Origin of the sequence: Hufsiella arboris (assembly GCF_009834875.1) — a bacterium.
Classification (GTDB): Bacteria; Bacteroidota; Bacteroidia; order Sphingobacteriales; family Sphingobacteriaceae; genus Hufsiella_A; species Hufsiella_A arboris.
In genome coordinates this window covers 297,529-319,396 of record NZ_WVHT01000003.1, presented here as the reverse complement: position 1 = coordinate 319,396, position 21,868 = coordinate 297,529, and the positions used below count along the sequence as shown (strand labels likewise).

General features: G+C 42.7%; 14 protein-coding genes. All 14 read left to right on the top strand.

Annotated features, from left to right (window positions below; all coding sequences use genetic code 11):
• Positions 1-66: 66 nt before the first annotated feature.
• The 14 genes from GS399_RS08385 (at position 67) to GS399_RS08320 (ending at position 21,781) form a co-directional block, all read left to right on the top strand.
• Entirely contained in the window at positions 67-1,314 is a 1,248-nt protein-coding gene (locus tag GS399_RS08385) for a PQQ-dependent sugar dehydrogenase (protein WP_160844165.1), read from the top strand.
• A gap of 2 nt (positions 1,315-1,316) precedes the next feature.
• Positions 1,317-1,748, top strand: coding sequence for a c-type cytochrome (locus GS399_RS08380; protein WP_160844164.1), 432 nt, complete (start codon positions 1,317-1,319; stop codon positions 1,746-1,748).
• Positions 1,749-1,819: 71 nt separating this feature from the next.
• Positions 1,820-3,190, top strand: a complete 1,371-nt coding sequence (gene mgtE, locus GS399_RS08375; protein WP_160844163.1) for a magnesium transporter — start codon at positions 1,820-1,822, stop codon at positions 3,188-3,190.
• A gap of 33 nt (positions 3,191-3,223) precedes the next feature.
• Complete coding sequence (locus tag GS399_RS08370) at positions 3,224-4,240, top strand: LacI family DNA-binding transcriptional regulator (RefSeq protein WP_160844162.1); 1,017 nt, start codon at positions 3,224-3,226, stop codon at positions 4,238-4,240.
• Between the two features lie 401 nt (positions 4,241-4,641).
• The gene (locus GS399_RS08365; RefSeq protein WP_160844161.1) at positions 4,642-7,599 is read left to right on the top strand and encodes a SusC/RagA family TonB-linked outer membrane protein; all 2,958 of its coding nucleotides are present in this window, start codon (positions 4,642-4,644) and stop codon (positions 7,597-7,599) included.
• 13 nt (positions 7,600-7,612) lie between these two features.
• On the top strand, positions 7,613-9,196 hold the full coding sequence (locus GS399_RS08360) for a RagB/SusD family nutrient uptake outer membrane protein (protein ID WP_160844160.1): 1,584 nt from the start codon (positions 7,613-7,615) through the stop codon (positions 9,194-9,196).
• 15 nt (positions 9,197-9,211) lie between these two features.
• Positions 9,212-10,246, top strand: a complete 1,035-nt coding sequence (locus tag GS399_RS08355) for a SusE domain-containing protein (RefSeq protein ID WP_160844159.1) — start codon at positions 9,212-9,214, stop codon at positions 10,244-10,246.
• Between the two features lie 61 nt (positions 10,247-10,307).
• Complete coding sequence (locus GS399_RS08350) at positions 10,308-12,152, top strand: glycoside hydrolase family 13 protein (RefSeq protein WP_160844158.1); 1,845 nt, start codon at positions 10,308-10,310, stop codon at positions 12,150-12,152.
• A 4-nt stretch (positions 12,153-12,156) separates the two neighbouring features.
• The gene (gene pgmB, locus GS399_RS08345; protein ID WP_160844157.1) at positions 12,157-12,831 is read left to right on the top strand and encodes a beta-phosphoglucomutase; all 675 of its coding nucleotides are present in this window, start codon (positions 12,157-12,159) and stop codon (positions 12,829-12,831) included.
• 234 nt (positions 12,832-13,065) lie between these two features.
• Complete coding sequence (locus GS399_RS08340; protein WP_160844156.1) at positions 13,066-15,369, top strand: glycoside hydrolase family 65 protein; 2,304 nt, start codon at positions 13,066-13,068, stop codon at positions 15,367-15,369.
• A 127-nt stretch (positions 15,370-15,496) separates the two neighbouring features.
• Positions 15,497-17,161 carry an alpha-amylase family protein gene (locus GS399_RS08335; protein ID WP_237487906.1) on the top strand — a complete coding sequence of 555 codons (1,665 nt, stop codon included), beginning with the start codon at positions 15,497-15,499 and terminating at the stop codon, positions 17,159-17,161.
• 85 nt (positions 17,162-17,246) lie between these two features.
• Complete coding sequence (locus GS399_RS08330) at positions 17,247-18,536, top strand: MFS transporter (protein WP_237487905.1); 1,290 nt, start codon at positions 17,247-17,249, stop codon at positions 18,534-18,536.
• Positions 18,537-18,910: 374 nt separating this feature from the next.
• A complete protein-coding gene (locus GS399_RS08325; RefSeq protein WP_160844153.1) occupies positions 18,911-20,692 on the top strand; it encodes a glycoside hydrolase family 15 protein in 1,782 nt (593 codons plus the stop codon).
• A 123-nt stretch (positions 20,693-20,815) separates the two neighbouring features.
• The gene (locus GS399_RS08320; RefSeq protein WP_160844152.1) at positions 20,816-21,781 is read left to right on the top strand and encodes a hypothetical protein; all 966 of its coding nucleotides are present in this window, start codon (positions 20,816-20,818) and stop codon (positions 21,779-21,781) included.
• Positions 21,782-21,868 lie beyond the last annotated feature (87 nt).

Genomic DNA, 21,868 nt, shown 5'->3' with positions numbered 1-21,868 from the left:
TGCGAATTAGCATATCTCAAACTTAATTTATCTTATTTAGTTATCAACAAGGCTTAATCCAGTGACATGAAATCTTTGAAAATCTTAAAAACATTCATTTTGTTGAGCACAGTTTTACTGGCTCATTCATACGTTAATGCTCAACAGGCCTCGCCCGGACTTACATTACCAGCGGGTTTTAAGGCATCGGTGGTTGCCGATAAGTTGGGAAAAGCCCGGCATATCGCATTTAATTCAAAAGGCGATCTTTTTGTGAAACTGGACAGATCAAAAAATGGCGGTATTGTCATGCTGAAAAGCAATGGAAATTCTTTCGAGCAGACTCCTGCTTTCGGCAACTATAGCGGAACTGGAATCGCAATACATGACGGATATTTATATGCTTCGTCCAATAAAGAAGTTTTCCGATATAAATTAAACGATCAGCAACAGGTTTCTGATCCCTCAAAGCCGGAAACTGTAGTAACCGGGTTAATCGACCGCGGCCAGCACAACTCAAAATCGATAGCTTTTGATAACGACGATAATTTATATGTAAATATCGGTGCTTACTCAAATTCCTGCCAGCAAAAGGATCGCCAAAAAGGGTCAATGGGACGTGAAGGTTGCCCGATCCTTGATTCGGCCGGTGGTATCTGGCAATTCAAGGCTGATAAACTTAATCAAACCTACGGCGATGGGACACGTTACGCTACCGGTTTAAGAAACGTAGTAGGTCTCGACTGGAATAAACAGACAAACACCTTGTTTGTTATGCAGCACGGACGCGATCAGTTACATGATTTGTTTCCCGATTTATATACCGAGCAGCAATCAGCCGAATTGCCAGCTGAATGTATGTACGAATTGAAAAAAGACGATAATGCCGGTTGGCCGTATCTATATTATGATCAGCTTCAGAAGAAAAAAATCGTTGCTCCCGAATATGGCGGTGATGGCAAAAAAGAAGCAGATAATAAGTACATTGATCCTGCGGCTGCTTTTCCCGGCCACATGGCACCGAACGCATTGCTGTTTTATACTGGCAGTCAATTTCCGGAAAAATATAAGAATGGCGCATTCATTGCCTTCCATGGATCATGGAATCGCAGCCCTCAGCAAGAAGGGTATTTTGTAGCATTTGTGCCATTCAAGGACGGCAAACCGGCCGGCGATTGGGAAATTTTTGCCAAAGGATTTGCAGGAACAGACAAGGTTGTAAGCACTAATGAAGCTCAGCACCGTCCATGTGGATTAGCGCAGGGACCAGATGGTTCACTTTATGTTTCCGATGATGTAAAAGGCACGATCTATAAAATATCTTACCAAAAATAATAATGCGTTTTTTTCTTGCTTTCGTTTTTCTATCCACATGTTTTAGTATCAATGCGCAGACAAAAAAAGCGTCAACCGCAAAAACCAGCGTTACTGCAGTTTCATCTATCGCCGCTGGAAAGGCGGTTTATACACAATACTGCGTAACTTGCCATCAGGCTAACGGTGGCGGCGTTCCCAATTTAAACCCTCCGCTGATTAAAACCTCACAGGTTCTCGGTGAAAAAACAAAGCTGATCAATATCCTGTTAAAGGGACTTGATACGCATGAGGAGATAAATGGTGATACTTATGAAAATGTAATGCCTTCGCAAAGCTTTTTAACAGATAAACAGATTGCCGATGTACTTACCTATGTGCGTAACAGTTTCGGTAATAAAGCCAGCGCCGTTGTTGCTGCTGACGTGAAAACAGCCCGCGCAAAAATTAAGTAATCCCAGAAGGTGTTTTAATAAATGCCTGTTTGCCATGTGACTAGAATCTCCGGATAAGTTAAAAAATCAAGATGGAGCAACTGACTGAAGAAATTGAAATGCTGCTTGAAGGTGGCAATGACCGTAAACTTAAAAAGCTCCTCAATGAACTAAATATTTCTGAAGTTGAACAGCTCGTAGATGAAATGCCCGAATATGGTGCGAAGTTTATCGAAACGCTGTCGATAAATCGTGCTGTTAACGTTTTTCGTATCCTTGATTTTCCTACCCAGGAGCGTATTTTCAAAAAGCTCTCCGGCGCCAAGATATCAGAATTAATTAATGAACTCCCGCCGGATGACCGTACTTCGTTTTTTAGCGAATTGCATGGAGATGTGGTAAAGCAGCTTATCATCCTTTTGCCGCATGACGAGAGAAAAGAGGCACTTTCACTGCTTGGTTATAAAGAAGACAGCGTAGGCCGCTTAATGACGCCTGATTACGTTGCTGTTAACAAGGACTGGGATGTTGCCAGGGTTCTGTCACACATCAGGCGGTATGGCAAAAATTCTGAAACAATCGATGTGATTTACATCCTGGATGAAAACGGTGTTTTACTTGACGATATCCGTATTCGGGAAATCTTACTGGTTAAACAGGAAACGAAGATGAGCGACTTAATGGATAACCGGTTAATCGCTTTGCATGTTAACGACCCGCAGGAAGAGGCCATTAATGTTTTCCGGATGAATAACCGTACAGCATTGCCTGTTATCGATGAAACAGGAATATTGTTGGGCATTGTAACCATCGATGATATTCTTTGGATCGCTCACGAAGAGTATTCGGAAGATATACAGAAGATCGGGGGTACCGAAGCTCTCGATGAGCCTTATCTTGACATGCCGCTTCTACGACTAGTCAAAAAGCGGGTTGGCTGGCTTATTATACTTTTTATAGGAGAAATGTTAACAGCGACTGCGATGGGTTTTTTTGAAAACCAGATAGCCAAGGCTGTCGTACTCGCCTTGTTTGTTCCGTTAATTATTTCCAGCGGAGGTAATAGCGGATCACAAGCTTCAACACTGATTATCCAGGCGATGGCTTTAGGTGAAATTACCGTAGAAGACTGGTGGCGCGTAATGCGGCGCGAGATATTATCGGGATTATTGTTAGGCGTAACACTAGGCATTATTGGCTTTATGCGGATTTTTGCATGGACCTTGTTTACAAATATTTACGGGCCACACTGGTTTCTCGTTGGCCTTACGGTGGGCCTTGCATTAATAGGTGTCGTTTTGTGGGGCTCGTTGGCTGGATCTATGCTGCCCTTGCTCTTGAAAAAACTTGGCGCCGATCCGGCAACATCCTCAGCTCCGTTTGTCGCCACACTGGTTGATGTAACCGGCCTTGTTATCTACTTTTCTATAGCTGTTTTATTAATGAAAGGCATCCTTTTATAAATCTTTGAATGGTTTATTTACATTTGGGATTAAATGGACAGTATTAATATCAAAAAGCTTGCTAAAGAACTAGGCATATCAACATCTACGGTTTCAAGGGCTTTCAGGGGAAACAGCGATATTAATAAAGAGACTAAAGAGCGGATTCTTAAGCGAGCCAGCGAACTTAGTTACCAGCCTAATCATCACGCCAGTAATTTACGCGAGCAAAAAAGTAAAACTATTGCGGTTGTGGTTCCCGAGCTCGCAAATAACTTTTTCGCGCAGGCTATCAAAGGAATCGAGCAGGTATCGCGGGAAAAAGGTTATCATGTCCTGATTCTTGCTACCGAGGACGATTACTCGAAAGAAGTTTCGTTCATCAGCCATCTCCATAACGGCAAGGCAGACGGCGTAATCATGTCGGTTTCCGGTGAAGCCAATGATCATACTTATCTAAATAGGTTTAGTCAGAAAAAAATACCGCTTGTCTTTTTCGACCGGGTTTATGAAGATATTGATACAGCTAAAGTTACCACAAACGACTACGACAGCAGTTATGCTGCCACCGAACATTTAATCAAACGGGGATGCAAAAAAATCGCTTACCTGGTTGTAAACAAGAGCTTATCGATTGGTAAAACCCGTATGCTGGGCTATGAAGATGCTTTGAAGCGACATAAAGTAGCGATAGACGACCAGTTAATAATCGATTGCAGCAACGATCACAAAAAAAACTACAAGCTGCTTAAAGAGGCTTTTCATACCTTAAAACCCGATGGTGTTTTTGCGTCCGTTGAACGTTTGGCGTTTGCAACTTATTATGTATGCCAGGATGAAGGAATCAGGATTCCAAACGATATGAAAGTGATTAGCTTTTCGAGCCTCGAGATCGCACCCTTATTGAATCCCTCACTTACTACAATTACGCAGCCTGCCTTCGAAATGGGTATCCGTGCGGCAAAGCTTTTGTTCAAATCACTTGAGCAAGGGCCAACTGCCCATGTAAACGAACACGTGATTCTTAATTCACGCATCTTCAGGCGCGACTCAAGCGCTGACAAGATTTAATTGTACACGAAAGGTTAAATCTGAATAAGAAATATCAGCCAACAGGCCGTTTTACGCAGAATTCCATCAAAACTACCCATCTGCTTGAATATTTTTCGGGAACGTTCCCGGTATCGTTCCCGAAAAATATTGACAAATTTACATAGTGTTTAACTTACACTTTTTAGATGTTTTTTGATTTTTAAAATTTTGATTTTCAATTATTTGTGTAATAAATGTGTCGGGAATACAATTCTAATTGACCAACTGTTTGATTTGAAAATTTTCATTTATCAGTATAAAATATTGTGATTTTCTAAAATTTAGTACAAAATTTTGAAATGGTTTTGTGGTATCTAAATTTATCGGCAAGTAAGTACACAGTTAAAAACCAATTATTTTTTTACAAAATCCAGTTAAAAATGAATTTATTTTACTTAATCAGAAATGGATTCCTTACACTACTGATTTGTTCTTTTGCAGTTATGGCAAACGCTCAAACCGGCAGCATTTCGGGAACCGTTATTGATGAAACGAATCAACCGCTTCCTGGCGCATCTGTAGCTATAAAAGGTGCAGCCAAAGGAACGTCTACCGGCCCGAACGGCCAATTTCGCCTGAGCGGTGTTCCACAGGGACAGCAAGTATTAGTAGTAAGCTTTATTGGCTACCAGCAAAAAGAAGTTGCTGTTGATGTAAACGGAGCTGTAACTACTTCAGTTAAGCTGGCGCCTAACGCTCAAAACCTGAATGAGGTTGTTGTTATTGGTTATGGTACCCAGCAGAAAAAGGATTTGACCGGGTCTGTTGCAACTGTAAACTCGAAAGATTTCCAGAAAGGAACCATCACAACACCTGAGCAGTTAATAGCCGGTAAGGTTGCGGGAGTTAACGTTCTTTCAAACAGCGGCCAGCCTGGTGTCGGAAGTACGATACGTATCCGCGGTGGTGCTTCTCTTAATGCAAGCAATGATCCGTTAATCGTAATTGATGGTGTTCCTTTTAGCGGCAATACCATTGATAATGCGCCGAACCCTCTTTCTTTAATCAACCCCAATGATATCGAGACTTTCACCGTTTTAAAGGATGCCAATGCAACAGCTATTTATGGTTCAAGAGCATCTAATGGTGTGGTATTGATCACTACGAAGAAAGGAAAAGCTGGAGCGCCGGTCATTAATTTTAGCACCAATAACGGCATCGCTACCGTCGCTAAAAAAGTGGATGTATTGTCAGCAGATCAGATCCGGGAATTCGTGAACGCGAACGGCAACGCTACTCAAAAGGCACTATTAGGCACAGCTAATACCGACTGGCAGGATGAGATCTATCAAAATGCATTTTCAACGGATAATAATCTGAGCGTAGCGGGTTCGTTTAAAGGAGTTCCTTATCGCGTGTCAGGCGGGTATCTTGATCAGCAAGGCTTGTTGATAACCGACAAATTTAACCGTGCGACAGCCGCGATCAATCTTTCGCCAAAACTTTTCACTGATCATTTGAAGATTGATCTGAATGTAAAAGGATCTTTGACCGGAAATCACTACGCAAACAGCGGTGCCATCGGCTCAGCAATACAATTTGATCCTACTCAGCCTGTATATGCAAATAACGCTTTTGGCGGGTATTATGAATGGATCCAGGGTTCGGTTCCAAACCCGAACGCTCCAAGAAATCCGGTGGCTTTAATTCGTCAGCAGGATAACAACGGAAATGCGGAAAGAAGCTTTGGTAATTTAAAGCTCGATTATTCTTTGCATTTCTTACCTGAACTTCATGCGAATTTGAACGTTGGTTATGACGTATCCAAAGGATACGGCTCTATCCGAGTGCCAATTTATGCCGCACAAAGCGCTGCAACAAGCGGCTCGATTACCAATTCAAAAAATCTTAACCATGATAAATTCGCGGAGTTTTACTTGAATTACGTAAAAACAGTCGAAAGCATTAAAAGTAAGTTTGACGTAACAGCTGGTTATGGTTACTACGATAACGCACGCACGCTGTTCTATTTCCCAACTTATAAAGGAACTGGCGAGGTTCTAACAACGCCGTCTTTTCCTGATGATGTTTACCGTAACAAATTATTATCGTACTACGGACGTTTGATTTATACTTTTAACGACAAATATATCCTGTCAGGAACAATGCGTGCAGACGGTTCATCAAAGTTTGCTGAAAATAACCGCTGGGGTTACTTCCCGTCAGCTGCGTTTACCTGGAGAGTTATCGGCGAAGACTTCCTGAAAAACAGCAAAGCAATTTCTGATCTGAAATTACGCTTAAGCTACGGGCAAACAGGTAATAAAGACGGCATCAAAGACTATGATTATTTGTCAAAATATTACTCAAGCAGTAATACCGGTCAGTACCAGGTAGGAAATACTTTTTATAACTATTACAGCCCAGCTGCTTATGATCCCGACCTGAAATGGGAAACGACCACCACTTACAACGCGGGTATCGATTACGAATTTATGCGCGGACGAATTTTCGGTGCTGTAGATGTTTACTACAAAAAAACTGAAGATCTTTTAAGTACCGTTAACATTCCGGTTGGAACGAATTTTAGCAACTTGTTAACCACCAACGTTGGTAACATGGATGTAAGAGGTATCGAAGCGAGCATTAATTTCAATGCGATCAATACTGAAAACCTGCACTGGAATATCGGAATAAACGGAACTTACAATAAACGTAAAGTAACAAACCTTACTTTATATCCTGATCCGGGAGGCAAAGTTTCCGCAGGCGATATTACAGGAGCTACAGGAACGACGCTAAAATATAATTCAGTTAACGAAATTCCGGGATCATTTTACGTATACAAACAGGTATATGATGCCAGCGGCAAGCCACTTGAAAATGTATACGCAGATCTGAACGGCGATGGAGTTATCAATACAAGTGATCAGTATTTCTACAAATCTCCTGATCCTAAGTTCTTCTTTGGATTCAATACTTCTTTGGATTACAAAAAATGGACATTAAGCGCTGTGTTGCGTTCCAATATCGATAACTACGTTTATGATAACGTTTCTTCAAATTTTGGAATCCGTTCAAACGTGCTTAGTCCGAGCGGCCTGATAAATAACGCCGACGCGGATATTTATAACACGAACTTCCAATCGAACGAGTTTTTAAGCGATTACTACGTTAAAAACGCATCGTTCCTGAAAATGGACAACTTGGGATTGGCTTATAACTTTGGCAAATTATCGCCTAACAGCCCGGCCACATTGCGTATATCGGCAAATTGCCAAAATGTGTTTACAATAACTAATTACAAAGGATTGGATCCTGAATTAAGTTCTGGTATTGACTATAATCTTTACCCTCGTCCGCGAACTTATACTTTGGGTGTGAATGTTGGTTTTTAATAAAGAAACGAAAATGAAGAATTCATTTAAAATAATTATCGCAAGCGGGGTTCTGTTATTTTCCCTCAATGCATGTACGAAAGACGACTTAAACCTGACGCCTACCAATGATTTAACGGCGGATAAGGTTTATGCAACACCGGCAGGTTACAAGCAGGAACTGGTAAAATTATACGCCAGCTACGCATTAACAAGCGCAACCGGGTCTGACAATAGCGACCTTGGCGGCATCAATGCGGGTTTCTCAGATTTTCTCCGTTTATTCTGGACAGCACAGGAATTACCAACTGATGAAGCAGTATGTTCATGGGGCGATATCGGGATCCCTGAATTGGATAATTCGACATGGTCGGCCGATAACGTTTTCCTTCGCGGATTATATTCACGTGCCGTTTACCAGATTACCGTATGCAACGAATTTATTCGTGAAAGTACTCCTGAAAAACTGGCAGGCCGCGGAATTACTGGCTCAGAACTCACAAATGTTAATCGTTACCGCGCAGAAGCACGTTTTTTGCGTGCCTTTCAATATTGGGTTTTAATTGACGGTTTTGGAAATCCACCGTTTGTTACCGAAAATGATGCGATAGGCAAAGTTTCGCCAAAGCAAATCAGCCGGCAGGAATTGTTTAGTTACATCGAATCAGAATTGAAGGCTATCGAAACTGACTTAGCAGCCCCCCGTACAAATGAGTATGGACGTGCCGATCAGGCAGCTGCCTGGGCGTTGCTTGCAAGATTGTATCTGAATGCTCAGGTATATACCGGCACTGCTAAAAACACGGAAGCGATTACCTATTCAAGCAAAGTTATCAATGCGGGTTACTCGCTAAAGCCTAATTACAAAGACTTATTTCTGGCTGATAACGACACGAATAATCCGGAAACAATTTTATCGATCAATTACGACGGTACTAAAGGAACCAATTACGGTGGAACTACTTTCATTATTAACGCTGCTATAAACGGCGATATGAATCCGAAATCATACGGCGTTCCGAATGGTGGATGGGGAGGAAACAGAACTCGTCAGAATCTACCGGCTCTGTTCCCGGATCCTAATGGCAATGCTGATAAACGAGGAGTTTTCTTCGGTACAAAGTCAGCTGTTGATGAGATCGGAGTGTTTACCGATGGACTGCGTGTGACGAAATTTAAAAACGTTACCTCGGCCGGTACAACTCCTGCTTCTTTAAACGGAACGTTCGCTTCATTGGATTTTCCTTTATTCCGTTTAGCTGAGCAATACCTGATTTACGGAGAAGCTGTGTTACGCGGCGGATCCGGTGGCAGCCAGGCGCAGGCCTTAACATACGTAAACTCTTTACGTCAGCGTGCTTATGGAAATGCATCGGGTAGTGTAGGCGCTTTAACAACCGATTTCTTTTTAGATGAGCGCGGAAGAGAGCTATACTGGGAAGGTTTCCGCCGTACGGACTTAGTTAGATACGGCAAGTTTACGGATGCAAGTTATGTTTGGCCGTATAAAGGCGGAGCGAAATCGGGAGCCGGAATCCCGGCATACCGCAATCTGTACCCAATTCCTACAGCAGATTTAATTGCTAATCCAAATCTGGTTCAAAATACGGGTTATTAAAATTCAGCTAATACAATGAAATTATCGATTATAAAATCCATTGCACTCGCACTAATCAGTGTTAGTTTATGGTCGTGCGAAAAAGACGAAACCCAGGTGGTGGCCGATGTTAGTCCGGCCGGACAACTTACGGCGTCAGCCACAACGTTAAATTTAACACAGGCTAATCAGGCTAAACCTGCGGTAACGCTTGCTTTTCCGGCTGCTACGGTAACCGGTTATACAGTTCCTGTAACATCTACAATCCAATTCGATGTAAAAGGCAACAATTTTTCAAATCCAAAGGAATACGTGGTAGCCACGACTACTTTTTCTCCAACGACGGCTGATTTTAACAACATGTTACTGGCTCTGGGAATAAAAGTTGGCGAACCTGCCCAAATCGATGTAAGATTAAAATCGGGCGCTGCGATCAATGCTATGACTTTCTCGAATGTTGTTACATTATCAGCAACACCTTACCTGGCTTCGGCCTGGATTTATGCCCCTGGCGCATACCAGGGTTGGAATCCCTCAACGGCTGATAGTTTGGTATCTACTTCAAGCAATGGCATATACCAGGGTGTTATCAATTTTCCTGCCGGCAGCCTTGATTTCAAAATTACACCAGAAAAGAAATGGGACGTAGCTTACGGTGATGCCGGTGCCGGAAGTTTGAGCACTTCGGGTGGAAATCTGAACGTTGGAACTGCTGGACTAAAGCTTGTTACTGCCGACATGAATAAGAAAACCTGGACTGTCGAAAAATTTGATTCATGGGGTTTGATTGGAAGCGCAACGGCAGGCGGCTGGGATGCTGACACGGATATGAAATTTATCAATGACGGAAAGAACACCTGGAAACTTACAACAACTCTTACTTCAGGAGACATAAAATTCCGTATGAATGATGCCTGGGATGTGAACCTTGGCGGAAGCAACGGCACGCTGACAGCTGGCGGCGGAAATATCGCCGTAGCGGAAGCTGGCAAGTATACCGTAACGCTAAGTTTAACTTACGATTCGAATAAAAAAGTTACCGGTGGCACTTATAACCTGGTTAAAAACTAAATTTATTTTGTCCTGCAGGGTCGATCATCCTGCAGGATCTTTTTACAAGCATATTTCGTACATGAGAAAAATTTCGACTTTACTACTCGTTTTTCTATCATTAAATCTATTTGCGCAGCTACCAAAGCTTGAGCGGATTGAACCTGCCAACTGGTGGGTTGGTATGAAAAATCCCAGTTTGCAGCTTCTGGTTCATGGCGATAGAATTGCAAATAGCCAGGTAAAACTAGCCTATCCCGGAGTCCGGCTGGTAAAGGTGAACAAAGTTGAAAATCCCAATTACCTGTTCCTGGATCTGAGTATTTCTTCTGCAGCTAAGGCCGGAAAGTTTCCTATTCAGTTCATTGAAAACGGCAAGGTTATAGCGCAGCACATTTATGAATTTAAAGACCGTTCAACGCAAACCGATCGCGTTAAAGGTGTAACATCGGCCGATTTAATCTATCTGCTGATGCCGGATCGTTTTTCAAACGGGGATCAATCTAATGATGTAGTAAAAGGCTTAAAGGAAACGTCTTTGAATCGTGATTCAATGTATTATCGTCATGGCGGAGATATCCAGGGCCTGATCAATCATCTTCCTTATCTCAAAGAACTTGGTGTAACAACAGTTTGGATGACGCCAGAGATTGAAAATGACATGCAACAAGCTTCATATCATGGCTATGCCGCTACTGATCACTACAAAATTGATCCGAGATACGGCACGAACGAACTCTACAAATCGTATGTTGAAAAGTGCCATGCGATGGGCTTGAAAGTAATTAAAGACATCGTACATAATCACATTGGCACCAACCACTGGTTTTTTACCGATTTGCCAATGAAAAGCTGGGTTCATCAGTGGCCAAAGTATACGCAAACCACCTATCGCGATCAAACAGTTATGGATCCGCACGCTTCTGAGGCGGACCGCAAACAAATGCTTGATGGCTGGTTCGTTCCGTCAATGCCCGACCTGAACCAGGAAAACCCGTTCGTTCAAAATTATCTAACACAAAACCACATCTGGTGGATTGAATATGCGGGAATTGATGGTTTACGATTAGATACTTATCCTTACAACGACCCAGCTTATATGGCTGACTGGGCACAAAAGCTGAAAGCCGAATTTCCAAATCTTTCAATTTTTGGCGAAACGCTCGTTTGGTCCGTTGCCAACCAGGCTTTTTTTGCCGGTGGAAATGTTGTCAACAGGGGTTTCGATACCCGGTTACCTGGCGTAACAGATGCAGTTTTGAAAGACGCAATCTATGAAGCACTGAATGGCAAAAATGGCTGGACTGACGGTGTGAATCGTTTGTATGCAACCTTAGCTCAGGATTTTCTTTACAAAGATCCTTCTAAAAATGTGGTGTTCATGGATAATCATGACATGAGCCGTTTCTATTCGATGGTTGGAGAAGATTTTGATAAGTTTAAATCAGGAATGGCGCTATTGCTAACTATGCGCGGAATACCAGAAATTTATTATGGAACAGAAATCCTGATGAAAAATTTTTCTAATCCTGACGGTTTGGTTCGCTCGGATTTTCCGGGTGGCTGGAAAGACGATACGACAAATAAGTTTGTAGAAAACGGAAGAACAGCTAAAGAAAACGAAGCGTTCAACTTCGTAAAGAAGCTGGCGAACTATCGCAAAACCACATCTGCGCTGCAAAGCGGTAAGCTGATGCAGTATATCCCGCAAGATGGAATTTATGTGTACTTTAGATACGATGAGTCTAAAACTATTATGGTGATTTTCAACAGCAACGAGCAGGAAAAGGAAATGTCGACTGACCGTTTTTTTGAGCGTACAAAAGCTTTTGAAAAAGCCAGGAATATAATCAGCGGAGAGGAGTTGTCATCAATTATTACGTTAAAAGTGCCTGCAAAAACAACGCTGGTTTTAGAATTAAAATAACGGAATGGGCACTACAAAAAACCACTATTCAAAATCTTATCCAGCTTGTTTATTCGATCTCGACGGAGTGCTCGTTGATACGGCTATTTATCATTATCAGGCATGGAAACGGCTGGCCAATTCACTGGGATTCGATTTCACCGAAGCGCAAAATGAACATCTGAAAGGTGTCAGCCGCATCGATTCGCTAAAACTTATTTTAGGCTGGGGCGGCGTTACTAAAAATGAACAGGAGATCCAGGATCTCGCCACGATAAAAAACAACTGGTACGTGGAAATGATCAGTAAAATGACGCCGGCTGAGGTTTTGCCTGGTGCATTAGAATTTCTGCAATCACTAAAAGATAATGGCTTTAAAACCGCTCTTGGGTCAGCCAGTAAAAATTCAGCAATGATTTTGGAACGAACCAACCTCGCGCCATTTTTCAATGAAATAGTTGATGGAAACACGGTTACCGCATCAAAACCAAATCCTGAAGTTTTCCTGAAAGGTGCCGAATTGCTAAATGAAAGCGCTGAAAACTGCGTGGTTTTTGAAGATGCTGTTGCAGGCGTCCAGGCGGGTAAAGCAGCGGGAATGAAAGTGGTAGGAATTGGGTCTTCGTCAGTTTTAAAAGATGCCGATTTAATAATCAATGGTTTGAACGAAATGGACTTAAAGAAACTAAAGACGTTATAGGGAGCCTTACGTGGCGAGTTGATTTTATTAGTTGATAGAAGCATAACAGAACAAAATAAACCCGGTTGAAGCGGATACCCCGCAACGAAGCGTAAGGACAGTGCGGATGAGTGAGGAGTTGGAGCGAAAAATGGGACTATCGGTTGCGATTGGCTTTTGATATTGCTTTTCTAATTTTTAAAGTAATTGAAATTTAAAGAGAGCTAAGAATCTCACCCGTTAATGAGAGTAAGTATGAAGAATTATATACAAAAAAACGAGTGGAACATCATTGAGGAAGATTTTGATCCTCATTTGAATAAAATATCTGAAAGCATCTTCAGTCTTGGCAACGGCCGTATGGGACAGCGGGCAAATTTTGAAGAGCATTATTCAGGCGAAACCTTGCAGGGCAATTATGTTGCTGGTGTCTATTATCCGGATAAAACACGTGTTGGCTGGTGGAAAAACGGCTATCCCGAATATTTCGCTAAGGTGTTGAACGCGGCAAACTGGATTGGGCTGGATATCACTATCGGCGATGAAAGACTGGATCTTTTTACTTGTAAAGTGATCAACTTCAAGCGTATATTGAATATGCAATCGGGTTACCTTGAGCGTTTATTTACGGCTGAATTGAAGAGCGGCAAACAGGTTCAGGTGAATACTAAACGCTTTTGCAGTATTACAAGCGACGAGATTGGGGCGATCCGTTATGAGTTGATCGCGCTGAATTTCAGCGAGACTATTCACATTAATTCATTTGTGGACGGCGATGTTAAGAACCAGGATTCCAATTACGATGAGAAATTCTGGGAGGAAGTTTCTTCTGAAATTACCGATGACGAAGCGTATCTGACATTAAAAACCAAGAAGACCGGCTTCGATGTTTGTACAGGTATAAGCACTCAAATCCTTTTGAATGGTGAAAATATCAACTCAGACTTTGAGCCTGAGAAAAAGGAGAAGTTCGTTGGCCTTAGGACTTCAGTAAACCTAAACCAGGGTGATGCTCTTACGATTTTTAAATTTGCTACCAATGTTTCATCGGAAAACTATGAGCGTGAACACTTGCTGAAAACTGCTAATGCTAATATCACCGAAGCTGCAGCGAAAGGTTTTGAAACGCTGCTTAAGGAACAATCAGATGCCTGGGTTGAAAAATGGAAGGAAAGTGATATTGTTATCGAAGGCGATATTGCAGCGCAGCAGGCAATTCGTTTCAATATTTTTCAGCTCTTTCAGACATATACAGGAAAGGATGCCCGGCTGAATATCGGCCCGAAAGGCTTTACAGGCGAAAAATATGGCGGTTCAACTTATTGGGATACCGAAGCTTACTGCGTCCCTTTTTACCTGGCTACAGCACCGCAGGAAGTTACGCGCAATCTCCTTTTGTATCGCTACAAACAATTAGATAAGGCGATCGAAAATGCAGAAAAATTAGGTTTTAAAAACGGTGCGGCATTATATCCGATGGTAACCATGAATGGCGAGGAGTGCCATAACGAATGGGAAATTACATTTGAGGAAATCCACCGTAACGGCGCAATAGCTTACGCGATTTTTAATTATGTACGCTATACGAACGATGAGTCATATCTGAAGGATTACGGCCTGGAGGTGCTGATCGGCATTGCACGTTTCTGGAGCCAGCGGGTTAACTGGAGCGCCGATAAACAAAAGTATGTAATGCTTGGTGTGACCGGTCCTAACGAATATGAAAATAACGTAAACAACAATTGGTACACTAACACTATCGCGGCTTGGTGCATGCAATATGCTTTGGAAGTTGCAGAATTGGTGAAGGCGAATGATCCGCAAAAATTTGCCGAAATGGCTAAAATAGTTTCGTTGGATGAGGCGGCAGAGTTTGAACTTTGGCAAAAGATCGTCGACAATATGTACTATCCGGAAGATGAAAACCTCGGCGTTTTTCTTCAGCAGGATGGCTATCTCGATAAGGAGCAAATCCTGGTTAGCGAGCTTCCGGCAGCCGATCGGCCATTAAATCAAAAATGGAGCTGGGACAGAATATTACGGTCGTGTTTTATCAAGCAGGCCGACGTTTTACAGGGATTTTATTTCTTTGAAGACCGGTTTGATGATGAAATATTACGACGGAACTTCGATTTTTATGAACCCAGAACCGTTCACGAAAGTTCTTTATCGCCTTGTGTTCACGCTATACTGGCGGCTAAATTAGGTGACGAAAAAAGAGCTTACGAGTTTTATCTTCGTACGTCGCGGTTGGATTTGGATGATTACAACAATGATACAGAGGATGGTTTGCATATAACATCAATGGCAGGAACCTGGATGAGTGTAGTTGAAGGTTTCGCGGGCATGCGTGTTCGCAATGGCGTGCTGCATTTTAATCCGTTTCTTCCGGAAAAATGGAATTCATTTTCTTTCAATATTAGTTTCCGGGGTGCTGTACTGAACGTCAGGGTTAGTAAGGAAAAAGTAAGGATAATTAATCATAGCGAGTCTGATATTTCTGTTGTTATATCGGGCAAACAACATACTATCCAATCCGACCTGACAGTAATGCCCTGATTAAAATGAAGCAATGAATCGTAAAACCCGGGTCTTAATCCTGATTTTTTTATCGTGCCAAATGAGCGTTTTTTCACAAACTAAAACCGCAAAACCAGCAGTACAGCCTGTCCAACCGAATCGCAAAATGATCATCTATCAAATGATGGTGCGTTTGTTCGGAAACAAGGATACAGTTAATAAATTCAATGGTTCTGTAGAAGAGAATGGCACCGGGAAATTCAATGATGTTAACGATAAGGCGCTTGATGGCTTGAAAAAGCTGGGCATTTCACACGTTTGGTATACGGGTTGTATCGAACATGCTACGATGACAGATTATTCATCGTTTGGGATAAAGCAGGATGACCCGGATATTGTAAAGGGTCGTGCTGGCTCACCCTATGCCATTAAAGATTATTATGACGTTGACCCTGATCTGGCAATCGATGTGAATAAGCGGATGGCTGAATTCGAATCGCTGGTCAAACGAACACACGCGCATAAATTAAAGGTGATTATCGATTTCGTCCCAAACCATGTAGCACGTACCTATCATTCTGATGTGAAGCCGGAAAGTGTCCGCAATTTTGGTGAAGACGATGATGTAAGCCAGGCCTTTTCTCCGGCGAACGACTTTTATTACATACCGGGAAAGAGATTCCGTGTTCCGAAGGGCGTCGATGCCGGTGGCCGCGAGTTTAATAATCCGATGAAGGACGGGCGGTTTGACGAATATCCCGCCAAGGCAACCGGAAACAATGTGTTTAAGGAGAATCCTTCTATTGACGATTGGTGCGAAACCGTCAAGTTAAATTACGGGGTTGATTATCAGTACAATAAAAGTCATTTTGAAACTATGCCGCCGGTCTGGCTCAAGATGAAAGATATCCTGGTGTTTTGGGCTAAGAAAAAAGTAGATGGTTTTCGTTGCGATATGGCCGAGATGGTTCCTGTTGAGTTTTGGAACTGGGTGATTCCTGAGGTGAAGAAAATCAATCCTAAGATTATTTTTATCGCTGAGGCCTACGATCAGACTCAATATATCAAGTATCTCACCTTAGGTAAATTTGATTATCTCTACGATAAAGTCGGGTTGTACGATTCAATTAAAAAGCTTATCAGGAACGAGCCTGGCGCTAGTACTGACAGTATAACGCATATTACGCAGCAACAGCGAAACTTTGCTTCGCACATGCTTCGGTTCCTCGAAAATCACGATGAAGAGCGCATCGCGTCTAATGGATTTGCTGGAAATCCCTGGTATGCAATTCCGGCAATGGTTCTGACAACAACACTCAGTTCCGGTCCGGCGATGATATATTTTGGTCAGGAAGTTGGTGAACCGGGGGCTGGTCGGGAAGGCTTTGGAGGTGATGATAACCGAACGACAATTTTTGATTATTGGGGTGTTCCGGAACATCAGAAATGGATGAACAAAGGTGAGTTTGACGGAGCGCTTTTGTCGGATGACCAAAAGAAACTCCGCGATTTTTACTCGACGTTACTGAACTATTCGGCTAACAGCGAAGCGATACGTAGTGGCCAGCTCGTCGAATTAGCAGGCATAGATGCTTTCGCTAAAAATAATTATGCATTTATCCGTTATACGCCTGCCAGGCGGATCTTGGTAGCCGTAAATTTCGACAGGGAAAAATCTTTTACAACCAGTATTAAACTGCCCGCCAGTCTGAGTTCACAAGAGAAAATAACCGTGAAAGAAATTTTATCAGGAAAAACCTCCAAGGTCGATTTGTCCGGAGGTTTTCCCGTTGATGTGCCGGCGATGGGCGCCGTAATATTTGAATTTTAAATTAACTAATCGGCGGTCATAAACTGCTGACACCTCAAATTATATGAAAGTAAAGCCACAATTAAGCTTTTGGCAGATTTTTAACATGAGTTTCGGTTTTTTCGGAATTCAGTTTGGATTTGCTTTACAGAACGGTAACGCATCTCGTATCCTTCAAACTTTTGGAGCCGATGTTGAACATCTCTCTTTGTTCTGGTTAGCAGCGCCAATTACCGGAATGATCATTCAGCCGATCATCGGTCATTATAGCGACCGTACCTGGAACAGGCTTGGTCGCCGTCGACCTTATTTTTTAATTGGTGCGATATTGACTGCAACGGCCCTTGTATTAATGCCAAACTCGGCGTCGCTCGCGAAATTTATGCCTCCGATAATCATTGGCGCCAGCATGCTGATGATCATGGATGCCTCTATTAATGTAGCCATGGAACCATTCAGGGCGTTAGTAGGAGACAAGCTACCCGATAATCAGCGCAGTTTGGGATTCTCTATGCAAACTTTTCTAATCGGTGCGGGTGCAATTGTCGGTTCGTGGATGCCTTATATTTTGTCGGAGTATGTCGGCGTAGCAAAAACCGCCGCTCCCGGTCAGGTTCCGCCAAATGTCATTTATTCATTTTACGTTGGTGCTGCGATATTGCTTGGAGCGATTTTATGGACGATTATCACAACGAATGAATATCCACCCGAGCAGCTCGCCGAAACAACTAAAGACAAAAGTCCGGAAAAATCGGGATTAGGAAGTATCATCACAGATTTTTCAAACATGCCAAAAACGATGAAACAGCTTGGCCTTGTTCAGTTTTTCTCCTGGTTTGCCCTCTTTTCTATGTGGGTGTTCACCACGCCAGCTGTCGCGCAACACATATACAAGGTTTTGCCTGGTGACACTTCTTCCATTCGCTATGCAGATGCGGGAAATTGGGTGAGTTTTCTGTTCGGAATTTATAACGGCGTTTCCGCGATATACGCTATTGCGTTACCGTATATCGCCAGGTCTACCAGCAGAAAAGCAACCCATGCGTTTTCGTTAATAATGGGAGGCGTGGGTCTGCTTTCGATATTTTTTATCAGTGAACCAAAATTGCTCATATTCTCAATGGTAGGCATTGGCCTTGCCTGGGGAAGCATTCTTGCAATGCCATATGCGATTCTTGCTGGCTCATTACCTGCAAAAAAGATGGGCGTTTACATGGGGATTTTTAATTTCTTTATCACGCTTCCGCAGATTGTAAATGGATTTTTCGGTGGTATGATCGTCAAATATATTTACAATGACCAGGCAATATATGCCTTGGTGTTAGCGGGGATATTGATGATATGTGGTGCTGTGGCGGTTCTGTTTATTGATGACGACCGAAAAGTAATAGCATAATTGCTTGTTAGCTCTCGCGCTGAAAAGAGTCAGTGTAATATGTTCCTGAAGCTTCTTAACACACAAAGCCCACGGCTGCGATAAAAATTAAGCTTAGGTGTAATAAACCTGGCAGCCCCGGAAAGCTTTTCGTTGTTGATAAAACCAATTTGCAATGTCAATCACAAAAAACTTGTAGCAAACAGCAGGACTGCAGATGCGAAGCAAGACTTTCGTACGTTTTCAAATCAAAATTTCGTATAGTAATTGTGTATCAGCTATTTAGTATTCTGGATCTTAAATTATCGGTCGGCATTGAACTGGCTAGGTGAATAGTCCTTCACTAATTCCACAAACACTCAACATTCTTTGCTTTTTCCGTGTTGTAAACCACAATGGAAAAACACATCTATCAAACCGGAATAATTGGGAATTGCGCCTACCTTGCCCACGTTCATAAAAACACCAACATTGAATGGCTTTGCTGGCCGCGCTTCGACAGTTCTTTTGTTTTTGGAGCGATGCTCGACAAAGAGAAAGGCGGTGAGTTTTCCATTTTGCCGCAAGAGGAATATACCAGCACGCAATATTACCTGGAAAATACCAATATACTTTGCACCGAAGTAAGCTCGGCAAGCGGCTCATATCGTATTACCGACTTCGCCCCAAGATTTCGTCAATACGACAGGTTTTATAAGCCGCTGATGCTGATCCGAAAAATTGAACCGCTGACGGGTTCGCCGCGGGTTAAGGTTACCTGTAAGCCGGTTTACGATTATGGTGCCAGCTCCCTCAATGATCTGGAAGGAAGCAATCATATCGAATATGAGGGCGCGGCTGAGAAAATACGACTGACAACGGATATTCCCTTGACCTATATCAGTGATGGCCTGCCATTCTCACTGACGGACGTTCGATATCTGGTATTGACCTACGGGCAGCCGCTCGAAGCGCCGCTCATAAGTACCGCGCAGAGTTTTCTCACCAAAACCATGCATTACTGGCGCTTATGGATCAAGCATTCGACGATCGCCGGATTTTATCAGCAATACGTGATACGGTCGGCACTTGCTTTAAAAATTCACCAGTATGAAGATACTGGCGCCATTATCGCCGCCAGCACTACTAGTTTGCCCGAATCTCCGGGAAGTACGCGCAACTGGGATTACCGGTATTGTTGGTTGCGCGATACGTTTTATGTTATAACCTCGCTGAATCATATCGGTCATTTTGAAGAGATGGAGAGATATTTTAACTATATCACAAATATTTCATTTTCCGAAGATTTTAGATATCAGCCGCTTTACAGTATTTCAGGAAACAAACACCTGGAGGAAAAAATTCTCGACTATCTCGACGGTTATATGGGCAATCAACCGGTACGTGTTGGCAATCAGGCTTCCGAACACATTCAGAATGATATTTACGGACAAGTTTTAATATCAATGCTGCCGCTTTATACCGATCACAGGTTTATTTTTCATGAACGGAAAGATTCTGTAAAATGGATCGACTATCTGTTAACTAAAATTGAGCGTACTATAGATGAGAAAGACGCCGGTATTTGGGAGTTTCGGAATTTCGCGAACATACATTGCTACAGCAATCTGTTCCAGTGGGCTGGCGCAAACGCGGCGGCAAAAATGGCTAAAACTATCGGCAACGACGAATTGATACAGCGGGCTCACGTGTTAATCGACAAGGCAGCTGCCCATATTGAAAGCTGTTACGATCCTGAACGAAAAGTTTACACAACTGCAAAAGATGTGAATTTTCTGGACGCCAGTACTTTGCAGTTGATTATGATGAATTACCTGGATCCAGGTTCACAAAAAGCAAAGGATCACCTGGTTGCAATTGAGAAAGAGCTTAAAGCAGAAAATGGGTTATTCTATCGATATCTGCATGCCGATGACTTCGGTAAGCCTAAAACGACCTTCCTGATCTGCGCTTTTTGGTATGTGGAAGCGTTGGCTTGCGTAGGAAGAATTGACGACGCTATCCGCGAATTTGAAAGCATTATTAAGTACAGTAATCACCTGTTACTTTTCAGTGAGGATGTAGACTCAGCCGACGGCAGTCAGTGGGGTAATTTTCCGCAGGCTTATAGTCATGTTGGACTAATGAACGCAGCGTATCGTATTGCGATGAAGTTGGACAAGCCGATATTTTTATAGTGGACCAAATCGTTATCAACTATCAGCGTAATTCCGGAACTTTTCTATCGGAGTGTCTGCTATAGGTACCACTCGGGATTCGCGAAGAGATGTTTACATTTGGGCAAAATTTGAAAAATTTTTATGAGTAAAAGCAGTCAGAAAAAGCCGGATACTAAAGCCGGCCACTCTCCTGATGATGTCAAAACGTCGCGACCGCGAAAAAGAAACGGTGCCAGCAAAGCCGCCGATAAAAAGGTAGTGTCTTCCAGCCAGGATGTATCACCTAAAGCGTCTGACGAATCTTTTGTTAAATCACCCGCACCGAGCACAGAAGAAATTAATCCTCAAAAACCAGCACCCGTAACCGACATGGAAGTCCATCATCATCCCAGACTTGATCACAATCCAAAACCCTGGAAAGAATACCTCCTGGAAGGTTTTATGATATTCGTAGCCGTAATGATGGGTTTTATTGCTGAAAACATACGTGAGGAAATCACTAATAATGAGCATACCCGCCAATTGACTTCTCAGTTGGTAACCGACCTCAAGGCCGATACGGTGCACCTGAATGAAATTTATGAGGAGGAAAAAAAGATTATGAGGAGCAACGATAGTTTGTTCAGCCTGTTAAGTCAGCCTTTAAAAACCGCTGATATGCTGCGCATCCAAAAGGCTATCATCGGTTCGCACAATTTATGGCCCTTTCATCCTTCAGCGGGCGCAGTTTCGGCCATCAAAAATGAACTTCACCTGAAGCAGTTCTCAGAATCACATATTATCAAGTATATCTCTGCCTACGAGGCTCACACAGAACTTGTTCGTACAGTGCAGGATATCGCGTTGCAATATCAGCGAAACTTTCTTGATCCATTTTTGCGATATCATTTTACGCCTGATAACCTGAATGCTGCTTTTTATCATTCGTCACCTTTAACCGCGCAGATGCGCAACCTGAACCAGGAAAACCTTACTCAGTTACGTGCTGATATGGTTCTGATACGAATTAACACGAAGGAATTGATAGACGATAACAGGAAGCTAAAGGCAGATGCAGTCAGCATGCTGGAATACGTGGTGAAACAGTATAATTTGGATGAGAAATAGCCGTTCGATCCGGTTTTAGGTCGAAGAGCGACCTGTACAAATAAAAAGAGCAAGGATGTATACTATTCCTGCTCTTTATCATTAAGT